General features: G+C 71.1%; 1 protein-coding gene (running past one end of the window). It reads left to right on the plus strand.

Translation table 11 applies throughout. The features are described from left to right. Nucleotides 1-12,514 carry part of the coding region annotated (locus tag ACWEKR_RS25985) for a non-ribosomal peptide synthase/polyketide synthase (RefSeq protein ID WP_452356683.1) on the plus strand (this coding region is incomplete at its 3' end). Its footprint begins 22,792 nt before the window's first position, so 12,514 of the 35,306 annotated nt are shown.

The raw sequence follows: 12,514 nt of genomic DNA on the forward strand, positions 1-12,514 counted from the left end.
CGTTGCAGGTCGGTGCCCGCTTGGTGGTGGCGAAGCCGGATGGGCATCGTGACCCCGCCTACCTGGCCGAGATCATCAGTACCGAACAGGTGACCGTCACCCACTTCGTGCCGTCGATGCTCGCGGTGTTCGTCGCTGATGCCGCTGCGGCGCAGTGTGTTTCGTTGCGGTTGGTGTTCGCTTCGGGTGAGGCGTTGCCGCCCAAGCCCGCGCATCGTCTGCGTGAGTTGACTGGTGCCGCGTTGCATAACCTCTACGGTCCGACCGAGGCCGCGGTCGACGTCACTTTCCACGAGGTCGTGGATGCCGATACCGAGACGGTGCCGATCGGTGCGCCGGTGTTCAACACGCAGGTGTTCGTGCTGGATGCGCGCCTGCGCCCGGTTCCGGTTGGTGTCGCGGGTGAGCTGTACCTCGCGGGCGTCCAGCTCGCGCGGGGTTATGTCGCGCGCCCGGACCTGACCAGTGACCGGTTCGTCGCCAACCCCTACGGGGAGCCTGGTGCGCGGATGTATCGCACGGGTGACTTGGTGGTCTGGACCGAGCACGGTGAGTTGGAATACTTGGGGCGCACCGACTTCCAGGTGAAGTTGCGTGGTCTGCGGATCGAGTTGGGTGAGATCGAGCAGGCGCTGACCGGCCTGGACGAAATCGCCCAAGCCGTCGTCGTGGTGCGCTCCGACCCGCACGCGGGTGATCAACTCGTCGCCTACGTCATCCCCGCGCCGGACACCGCCCTGGACACCGACCTGGTCCGCGAGGACCTGGGCCGTCAGCTGCCCGCGTACATGGTGCCGTCGATCGTGATGACGCTCGACGAATTCCCGCTCAACGCCTCCGGCAAGCTGGACCGCAAGGCGCTGCCCGCGCCGGTGTTCGAGGCCGCGGTGTTCCGGGCCCCGACCACACCGGTCGAGGAGATCGTCGCCGCCACCTTCGCCGACGTGCTCGGCCTGGAGCGGGTCGGCCTGGACGACGACTTCTTCGCCCTCGGCGGCAACTCGCTGTCGGCCACCCAGGTCGCGGCCCGGTTGTCGGCCGCGCTGGACACCGACCTCGGCGTGCGTGAACTGTTCGAGGCCTCCACCGTGGTCGCGCTGGCGGCGCGCGCGGAGACCAAGGCGGGCGCGGGCGGCCGTGCCCCGCTGGCGCCGCAACAGCGCCCGGAGCTGGTGCCGCTGTCGCTGGCCCAGCAGCGCATGTGGTTCCTCAACCGCTTCGACCCCGATTCGGCGGTGGACAACATCCCGGCCGCGGTGCGGTTGTCCGGTCTGCTGGACCGGCAGGCGCTGCAGATCGCCGTCGCCGACGTGCTGGCCCGCCACGAGTCGCTGCGCACCTTCTACCCCGAGGTGGATGGCGCCGCCCACCAGCGGATCGTGGCGACGGCCAAGGTCATCCCCGACCTCACGCCGATCGACGTCACCGAAGCCGAACTGCCCGGACAGCTCGCGCGGCTGATCGGCACCGCCTTCGACGTCACCGCCGAGGTGCCCTTCCGCGCCCGGCTGTTCGAGATCAGCCCCACCGAGCACGTGCTCGCGCTGGTGGTGCACCACATCTCGGCCGACGGCTTCTCCATGGGGCCGCTGACCCGCGACGTGATGACCGCCTACGGCGCCCGCGTCGACGGCGGCGAGCCCGCCTGGCGTCCGCTCGAGGTCCAGTACGCGGACTTCGCGCTGTGGCAGCGCCAGGTGCTCGGCGACGAAGACGACTCGGCCTCGGTGATCTCCGAGCAGATCTCGTTCTGGTCGGACACGCTGCGCGGACTGCCCGAGCAGCTGGACCTGCCCTCGGATCGGCCGCGGCCCGCGGTCGCCTCCGGTCGCGGCGCCACGCACGTCTTCGAGATCGACGCCGAAACCCACGCCCAGCTCACCGAACTGGCCCGCACGCGGGGCGCGACGCTGTTCATGGTCGCGCACACCGCGCTGGCCGTGCTGCTGGCGCGGCTGTCCGGCGAGGACGACATCGCGATCGGCACGCCGGTCGCCGGACGTGGCGAGCGCGCGCTCGACGACCTGATCGGCATGTTCGTCAACACCCTGGTGCTGCGGACCCCGATCGAGTCCGGCGCGACGTTCACCGAGCTGCTGCGCGCGGTGCGCGCGACCGACATCGCCGCGTTCGGGCACGCCGACCTGCCGTTCGAGCGGCTAATTGAAATCCTGAACCCGGCGCGTTCGCAGGCGCGGCATCCGCTGTTCCAGGTGATGCTGTCGTTCCAGAACACCGGCCGCAACAGCCTGGAACTGCCCGGTCTGACGGTGAGCGGCGTCGAGCTGCCCATCGACGTCGCCAAGTTCGACCTGCAATTGGTGCTGTCCGAACGTGACGGCGAGACCGGCGCGGGCATCGCCGCCGAGCTGATCTACGCCACCGACCTGTTCGACCCGGCCACCATGGCCGAGTTCGGGCGGCGCTTCGGCCGGTTGCTGCGGGCCGTCGCCGCCGAGCCGGACCGGCCGATCGGCGACCTCGCGCTGCTGGACGAGCAGGAGACCGCGCAGGCGCTGCGCGGCTGGAATGACACCGCCCGCGACCTCGGCCCGGCGACCACGCTGGTCGAGGAGTTCGCCGCGCAGGCCGCGGCCACCCCGGACGCGGTCGCCGTGGTCGACCCGGCCACCGGAACGTCGCTCACCTACGCCGAATTCGCCGCTCGCGTGCGGCGGCTGGCGCGCCGCCTCGTCGAGGCGGGCGTCGGTCCGGAGACGCTGGTCGCCCTGGGCCTGCGCCGGTCGGTGGACCTGGTCGTGGCCGCCTACGCGGTGCAGGCGGCCGGCGGCGGTTATGTGCCGCTGGATCTGGACCAGCCCGCCGACCGCGTGCACTACGTGCTCGACTCGGCCGATCCGGTCTGCGTGCTGACCACCGCGCGCGACGCGTTCGACGGCGCGGGCCGCGCCACGCTGCGCATCGACGAGCTGGACCTGTCCGGTTACGCGGACGCTCCCGTCACCGACGCCGAGCGCATCGCGCCGCTGCGCCCGCAGCATCCGGCGTACGTGATCTTCACCTCCGGTTCGACCGGACGTCCCAAGGGCGTCGCCGTGCCGCACTCGGCGGTGGTGAACCAGATCCGTTGGATCACCGGCGAATACGGCATCGGCGCGGACGACGTGGTGCTGTTCAAGACCCCCGCCACGTTCGACGTGTCGGTGTGGGAGCTGTTCGGCCCGCTGAGCACCGGCGGCCGGATCGTGGTGGCGAGCCCGGACGGGCACCGCGACCCGCAGTACCTGGCCGAGGTGATCGCGGCCGAGCGGGTCACCATGACCTCGTTCGTGCCCTCGATGCTGACCGTCTTCGCCGGCGCCATCGACCCGGCCGACGCCGACGCGCTCGCCTCGCTGCGCACGTTGTTCGTCGCCGGTGAGGCGTTCACCGCCGACGCGGTCGTGGCCATCCGCCGGGTCAGTGACGCCGCGCTGTACAACCTCTACGGCCCCACCGAGTTCACCGTGCACGCCACGCACGCACCCGTAGCCGACCAGGTGGACGGCGCTGTCCCGATCGGCTTGCCGGTGTGGAACGCGCAGGCGTACGTCCTGGATTCGCGCCTGCACCCGGTGCCGGCGAACGTCGCGGGTGAGCTGTACCTCGCGGGCGATCAGCTGGCGCGCGGCTACTTCGGTCGCGCCGATCTGACCGCCGACCGGTTCGTGGCCAACCCGTACGGGGAGCCCGGCACGCGGATGTACCGCACCGGTGACTTGGTGCGCCGGGACGCCACCGGCGCGATCGAGTACCTGGGCCGCACCGATTTCCAGGTGAAGCTGCGCGGTCTGCGCATCGAGCTCGGCGAGATCGAGACCGCGCTGACCGCGCACGAATCGGTCGCCCAATCGGTCGCGCTGGTGCGTTCCGACGCGCACACCGGCGACCAGTTGGTGGGTTACGTCGTGCCCGCGGGCGGCGCTACGGTGGACGTCGAGGCAGTGCGCGCGCACCTGGCCGCGCAGCTGCCGTCGTACATGGTGCCCGCCGCGATCGTGGTGCTCGACGCCATGCCGCTGAACCCGAACGGCAAGCTGGATCGGCGCGCGCTGCCCGAACCCGTCTTCGAGGCGCGGGAATTCCGCGCGCCCTCGACGCCGGTGGAGGAGATCGTCGCCGACGTCTTCGCGGAGGTGCTCGGCTTGGCGCGGGCCGCCGATCGCCCCGTCGGCCTGGACGACGACTTCTTCGAGCTGGGCGGCAACTCGCTGATCGCCACCCAGGTGGTGGCGCGTCTGGGCGCCGCGCTGGACACCCGGATCCCGGTCCGCACGCTGTTCGAGGCGCCGACCGTGGCCGCGCTGGCCGCGCGAGTCGAGTCGCACCAGGGCACCGGACGCCGCCGCGAGTTGGTGGCGGGCCCGCGTCCGCCGAAGATCCCGCTGTCGCTGGCGCAGCAGCGGATGTGGTTCCTGAACCGGTTCGACAACCAGACCGCGGTGAACAACATCCCGCTCGCGGTCCGGCTCACCGGCACCCTGGACACCGAGGCGCTGCGTCAGGCCGTCGCCGACGTGGTCGACCGGCACGAGGTGCTGCGCACCGTCTACCCGGAGACCGCCGACGGCCAGGGCGTGCAGGTCGTGCTGCCCGCCGGGCACAGCGCCATCGATCTGACCCCGATCGAGGTGTCCGAGGCCGAGATCTCCGAGCGGATCAGCGAACTGGTCCTGACCGGCTTCGACGTCACCGCCGAGGTCCCGGTGCGCGCTCAGCTGTTCCGCATCGCGGGCTCGATGGACGGCTCACAGCCCGACACCCACGTGCTGGTGTTCGTGGTGCACCACATCTCCGGCGACGGCTGGTCGGTGCGCCCGCTGGCCCGCGACGTGATGGTGGCCTACTCGGCGCGTTCGCGCGGCGAGGCGCCCGCCTGGGCTCCGCTGCCGGTGCAGTACGCCGACTACGCGCTGTGGCAGCGCGAGACGCTGGGGTCGGAGGGCGATCCCGACTCGCTGATCGCCCAGCAGGTCGCGTTCTGGTCCGACACTCTGGCCGGACTGCCGGATCAGCTGGATCTGCCGTCGGACCGCTCGCGTCCGGCGGTGGCGTCCAACCGCGGTGGCGTGTACGAGTTCGCGCTCGACGCGCGGTTGCTGCGCGAGCTGAACGCGCTGGCCCGCGCGAACGGCGCCAGCTTGTTCATGGTGGTGCACGCGGCGTTCGCCGCGCTGCTGGCGCGGTTGTCCGGCAGCGACGACATCGCCGTCGGCACCGCGGTCGCGGGCCGCGGCGAGGCGGTGCTCGACGACGCCATCGGCATGTTCGTCAACACGCTGGTGCTGCGCAGCGCGGTCGATCCCGCGATGCCGTTCACCGAACTGCTCGCCCGCACCAAGGACACCGATCTCGCGGCGTTCGCGCACGCGGACCTGCCGTTCGAGCGGTTGGTGGAGATCCTGAACCCGGCGCGTTCGCAGGCGCGCCACCCGCTGTTCCAGGTGATGCTGTCGTTCCAGAACACCGGTGAGGCCACCTTCGAGCTGCCCGGCCTGGAAGTGGCCGGGATGCCGCTGGACGTGGTGACCGCCAAGTTCGACCTGCATCTCAACCTCTCCGACCGTTTCGACGCCTCGGGCGCGGCCGACGGCATGACCGCCGAATTCGCTTACGCCACCGACATGTTCGACCCCGACACCGTCGCGGGCGTCGCGTCGCGGCTGGTGCGGATGCTGAGCGCGATCGCCGCGGACGCGTCCGTGGCCATCGGCGACGTCGAGCTGCTCGACAGCGTCGAGCGCACCGAGGTGCTCGAACGGTGGAACGACACCGCGCACCCGGTGGACCCGGCCGCCACCCTGGTGTCGATGTTCGCCGCGCAACTCGCGCGGACGCCGGACGCAACCGCGGTGACGTTCGAGGGGACGAGTCTGTCCTACGCCGAGTTCGCTTCCAGGGTGAACCGCCTTGCCCGCCATCTGATCTCGCTGGGCGTCGGCCCCGATTCGATGGTCGCGCTGGGTATGCGCCGCTCGATCGACCTCGTGGTCGGCATGTACGCGGTGAGCGTCGCCGGTGGCGCGTACGTGCCGCTGGACCCGGACCACCCGGCCGACCGCAGCCGGTACGTGCTCGACACCGCGCAGCCGGTGTGTGTGCTCACCACCTCCCGCGACGGGTTCGACGCGGGGGCGACCCGGGCGATCGAGATCGACGTGGTGTCCCTGGCCGGTTACTCCGACGAGCCGGTCACCGACGCCGATCGCCGTGCGCCGCTGCGTGCGTCGAACACCGCCTACGTGATCTTCACCTCCGGTTCGACCGGCCGCCCGAAGGGTGTGGCGGTCTCGCATGCCGCGATCGTCAACCGCCTGGTGTGGATGCAGGACGAGTACGGCTTGGATAACAACGACGTGGTGTTGCAGAAGACGCCCGCGACGTTCGACGTGTCGGTGTGGGAGTTCTTCTGGCCGTTGCAGGTCGGCGCGCGCCTGGTGGTGGCGAAGCCGGACGGTCATCGCGATCCGGCCTATCTCGTGCAGGTCATCACCGGCGAGCAGGTCACCACGGCGCACTTCGTGCCGTCGATGCTCTCGGTGTTCGTCGCTGCGCTGGATGCGGCGGCCGCGGGGCCCTCCGTGGTTACGCAAGCTACCGCCTCCGGGCCTGATGCGGCCGCCGACGAGTGCACCAGCCTGCGCAACGTCTTCGCCTCGGGTGAGGCGCTGCCCGCGCAGACGGCGCAGAAGCTCGTCGAGCTGACCGGGGCTCGCTTGCACAACCTGTACGGCCCGACGGAAGCCGCGGTCGACGTCACCTTCCACGAGGTGACCGAGGCCGACGCGGTGTCGGTGCCGATCGGCGCTCCGGTGTTCAACACCCAGGTGTACGTGCTGGATTCGCGCCTGCACCCGGTGCCGGTGGGTGTCGCGGGTGAGCTGTATCTCGCGGGCGTGCAACTGGCCCGCGGCTACGTCGCGCGTCCGGATCTGACCTCCGACCGGTTCGTGGCCAACCCCTACGGCGCGCCGGGCGAGCGGATGTACCGCACCGGCGACCTGGTCACCTGGACCGACAAGGGCGAGCTGGAGTATCTGGGCCGCACCGACTTCCAGGTGAAGCTGCGCGGTCTGCGCATCGAGCTGGGCGAGATCGAGTCGGCGCTCACGGCGCTGGAGTCGATCGCCCAGGCGGTGGTCGTCGTGCGCTCGGACGATCGACTGGGCGACCAGCTGGTCGCGTACGTCATCGCGACCGCGGGACGTGCGGTGGACATCGAAGGCGTGCGGGCCGAACTCGCCGGCGAGCTGCCCGCGTACATGGTGCCGTCGGCGTTCGTCGTGCTCGAGGCGTTCCCGCTGAACGCGTCCGGCAAGCTGGACCGCAAGGCGCTGCCCGCCCCGGTGTTCGAGGCCAAGGTGTTCCGCGCCCCGTCCACCCCGATCGAGGAGATCGTGGCGGGCACCTTCGCCGACGTGCTCGGCGTCGCCCGCGTGGGGCTGGACGACGACTTCTTCGAACTCGGCGGCAACTCGCTGCTGGCCACCCAGGTGACCGCGCGGCTCGGCGCCGCCCTGGACACCCGGCTGGCGGTGCGCGACCTGTTCGAGGCGTCCACCGTGGTGGCGCTGGCCGCGCGCGTGGAGCACAACGCGGGCTCCGGCCGGGACCGGCCGCGCCTGGAGGCAGCGCAGCGCCCGGCGCGCATCCCGCTCTCGCCGGCGCAGCAGCGGTACTGGTTCCTCAATCAGTTCGACACGGCCACCTCGGCGGTGGACAACATCCCGCTGGCCGTCCGGCTGTCCGGCACGCTGGAGGTGGCGGCGCTGGAACAGGCCATCGGCGACGTGTTCGCCCGCCACGAGGTGCTGCGCACCACCTACCCGCGGTCGGCGGAGGGCCCGCACCAGGTGATCCGTCCGGTGGACCGGTCGGCGGCGGCGCTCAGCCCGATCGACGTCGCCGAGGAGGATCTGCTCGGCGCCGTCATCGGATTCGCGTTGACCACGTTCGACGTGACCGTCGAGGTGCCGCTTGCGGTGGCGCTGTTCCGTATTTCGGACAACGACCATGTGCTCGCGTTCACCGTGCACCACGTCGCGGCCGACGGCTCATCGATGGGTCCGCTGGCCCGCGACGTAATGGCCGCCTACGTGGCGCGCGTGCAGGGCGAGGCGCCGCAGTGGCAACCGCTGCCGGTGCAGTACGCCGACTACGCGCTGTGGCAGCGCGCGGTGCTCGGTTCCGAGGACGATCCGCAATCGCTGGCCGCCCGTCAGGTGGCGTACTGGACGGCCACGCTGGCCGGCCTGCCCGATCAGCTGGAACTGCCCGCCGACCGGCCGCGCCCACCCGCACAGTCGTTCCAGGGCAAGGCGATCCGCTTCGAGATCGACCCGCAGCGGCACGCCCGCCTGCACGAATTGGCGCGCGCGCACAACGCGTCGCTGTTCATGGTGGTGCACGCGGCGCTGGCGGTGCTGCTGTCGCGGCTGTCCGGCACCGACGACATCGCGGTCGGAACCCCGATCGCCGGTCGCGGCGAACGCGAACTCGACGACCTGATCGGCATGTTCGTCAACACCCTCGTGTTCCGAACCGAAGTGAACGCCGGTGACTCGTTCGCCGACCTGCTCGGCGACGTGAAGGAACGCGATCTGGAGGCGTTCGCCAACGCCGACGTGCCGTTCGAGCGCCTGGTCGAGGTGCTCAACCCGGTGCGCTCGACCGCGCGCAACCCGTTGTTCCAGGTGGGTCTGTCGTTCCAGAACCTGGCCGAGACCACCTTCGAGCTGCCCGGCCTGACGGTGAGCGCGGTCAACTTCGACTCGCAGCTGGCCAAGACCGACCTGCACGTCACGCTGTACGACCGGTACGCCGAGGACGGCACGCCCGCCGAGATCATCACCGAATTCGGTTACGCCACCGACCTGTTCGACGAGAGCACGGTGCAGGGCTTCGCCGACCGGTTCCTGCGGGTGCTCGACGCCGTGCTGGCCGACGCCACGGTGCGGGTGGGTGAGATCGATCTGCTCGCGCCCGAGGAGAGCGAGCGCATCCTCACCGCGTGGAACGACACCGCATACGATCTCGATGCTCTGCTCGCGGCGCGTTCCGCGGGCTCCACGCGCACCGCGACGCTGGTGTCGTTGCTGGACGCCACGGTGGCCGCGGCTCCGGACGCGGTGGCGCTGGTCGCCGACGAGCCGACCGGCCGCCGGGAGCTGACCTACGCCGCGCTGGACGGGCGGGTGAACCGCCTGGCCCGCTACCTGATCGGGCGCGGCGTCGGACCGGAGGACCGGGTCGCGCTGGCGATCCGCCGCTCCAGCGATCTCGTGGTCGCGATGTATGCCGTCGCCAAGGCCGGTGCGGCCTACGTGCCGATCGATCCCGATCAGCCCGCCGAGCGGACCGACTACATCCTCGGCACCGCCGCGCCGGTGTGCGTGCTGACCACCGGCCGGGACGGTTTCCACACCGCGGCGGCCGACGTCGTGCAGATCGACGCGCTCGACCTCACCGAGTACGCGGCCGCCACGGTGACCGCGGGCGAGCGCACGGGTGCGCTGACCCCGGCGAACACGGCGTACGTGATCTTCACCTCCGGTTCGACCGGTCAGCCCAAGGGCGTCGCCGTCCCGCACGGCGCGATCGTCAACCAGTTGCAGTGGGAGACGACCGTCTTCGAGCTGGGCGCGGACGACGCGGTGCTGCTGAAGACGGCGGCGACGTTCGACCTATCGGTCTGGGAGTTCTGGTCGGCCGCGGTGTCCGGTGGCCGCTTGGTGATCTCGTCCGCCGACGGGCACCGTGACCCGGCGTACCTGAACGAGCTGATGCGCGCCACCGGCGTCACCACGCTGCATGTGGTGCCGTCGATGCTGGACGCGCTGCTCACCGAATCCGGTGGCCGCCTGTCGGACTCGCTGCGCCGGGTGCTGGCCATCGGCGAGGCGCTGCCCGCGGCGACCGCCCAGCGGTTGCGCCGCCACAACGCCGCCGAACTGCACAACCTCTACGGTCCGACCGAGGCGGCGGTGTCGATCACCAGCCACCTGGTCACCGATGCCGACGAGGCGTCGGTGTCGATCGGCGCGCCGGAGTGGAACAGCCGGGTCTACGTGCTCGACTCCCGTTTGCGGCCGGTGCCGGTCGGCGTCTCGGGCGAGCTGTACCTCGCCGGTGCGCAGCTGGCGCGCGGTTACTTCGGGCGTTCCGATCTGACGGCCGACCGGTTCGTCGCCGATCCGTTCGGTGCGCCGGGTGACCGGATGTACCGCACCGGCGACCTGGTGGCCTGGAGCGCCACCGGTGAACTGGACTACCGCGGCCGCACCGACTTCCAGGTGAAGATCCGCGGCTTCCGCATCGAACTCGGTGAGATCGAGGCGGCGCTGCTGCGGCAGGACATGGTGAGCGCGGCGGCCGTCGTCGCGCACACCGATCCGAGCATCGGCGACCGGCTGGTCGCCTATGTGGTGACCCGCACGGGCACGCTGGACAAGCGCGCGCTGCAGTCCGCGCTGTCGGCCGAGCTGCCGTCGTACATGGTGCCGTCGATGCTGATCGGGCTGGAGGCGTTGCCGCTCAACGCCAACGGCAAGCTGGACCGCAAGGCGCTGCCGGAGCCCACCTTCGAGAAGGCGGTCTTCCGCGCGCCGGTGACGCCGATCGAGCAGATCGTCGCGAACACCTTCGCGGAGGTGCTGCGGATCTCCGATCGCGAAGGGGGCGAGGCCAAGCGTCTCGGCCTGGACGACGACTTCTTCGCGTGGGGCGGCAACTCGCTGCTGGCCACGCAGGTCGCCGCCCGCCTGGGCGAGGCGCTCAACACCCGGGTGCCGGTGCGCCTGCTGTTCGAGGCGTCCACCGTGGCCGCGCTGGCGGTGCGGGTGGAGCAGCACGCCGACATGGGCGGCCGCCGCGCGCTCACGGCGGGTCCGCGGCCGGAGCACATTCCGCTGTCGCTGGCGCAGCAGCGCATGTGGTTCCTCAACCGGTTCGACACCCAGTCGGCGGCCTACAACGTTCCGATCGCGGTGCGGCTGTCGGGCGCGCTGGACGTGGCCGCGTTGCGCGCCGCCATCGCGGACCTGGTGAGCCGTCACGAGATCCTGCGGACGGTCTACCCGCAGACCGAGGCGGGGCCGGTGCAGGTCATCCTGCCGCCCGCCCAGGCCGTGCCGCGCCTGGAGGTGCGGGTGGTCGCGCCGTCGCAGATCGAGTCCGCCGTGGTGGCGCTGACCTCGACGATCTTCGACGTCACCACCGAGGTGCCGGTGAAGGTCGCGCTGTTCCAGCTCGCCGGGGAGGGCGCGCAGACCGGAGCCGACGGGCCGGTGGACTACGTGTTGGCCATGGTCGTGCACCACATCTCCGGTGACGGCTCCTCGGTCGGCCCGCTGACCAGGGACCTGATGATCGCCTACGCCGCGCGTGCGGCGGGCGAGGCGCCGAACTGGGCGCCGCTGCAGGTCCAGTACGCGGATTACAGCATCTGGCAGCGGGAGCTGCTCGGCGACGAGAGCGATCCGGAATCGCTGGCCGCCAAGCAGGTCGCCTACTGGCGCGAAGCGCTCGCCGAACTGCCCGATCAGCTCGACCTGCCCTCGGACCGGCCGCGCCCGGCGGTGCAGTCGTTCGCGGGCGGCAAGGTCGAGCTGCGAGTGGACGCGCAGACCCATCAGGCGCTGATCGAACTGGCGCGCGCGGAGGGCGCGACGCTGTTCATGGTCGTGCACACCGCGCTGGCGGTGCTGCTGGCCCGGTTGTCGGGCACCGATGACATCGCGATCGGCACGCCGATGGCGGGTCGTGGCGAGGCCGTGCTGGACGACCTGATCGGCATGTTCGTCAACACCTTGGTGTTCCGCACCCGGGTCGAGGCGGGCGAGGCGTTCACCGAGCTGCTCGCCCGCCAGCGCGAGACCGACATCCAGGCGTTCGCCAACGCCGACGTGCCGTTCGAGCGCCTGGTGGAGGTGCTCAACCCAGTGCGTTCGACCGCGCGGCACCCGCTGTTCCAGGTGGGTCTGTCGTTCCAGAACCTGGCGCAGTCCGCGCTGGAGCTGCCCGGCCTGAGCGTGTCCGGCCTGGACATCGACACCGAGCTGTCCCAGTTCGATCTGCACCTGATCGCGACCGACCGCTACGACGACGCCGGCGTGCCCGAAGGCATCACCGGGTTCTTCACCTACGCGACCGACATGTTCGATCGCGCCACGGTGCAGGGCTTCGTGGACCGGTTCGCGCGCCTGCTCGGCGAGATCGTCGCCGCGCCGCGCACCCCGGTCGGCGACCTCGAACTGCTCGAGGCCGCCGAGCGGACTCAGCTGCTGACCGCGCGCAACGCGACCGCCCAGTCGGTGGACACCTCCGCCACGCTGGTGTCGCTGCTGGACGCCACGGTCGCGGCCGGGCCGAAGGAGGTCGCGCTCGTCACCGAGGACGGCGAGTCGATCACCTACGGTGCGCTCGACGCGCGGGTGAATCGTCTTGCCCGTCATCTGGTTTCGTTGGGTGTGGGTCCGGAGTCGCGGGTGGCGCTGGCGTTGCGTCGGTCGGTGGA

This window comes from Nocardia sp. NPDC004573 (assembly GCF_053602135.1).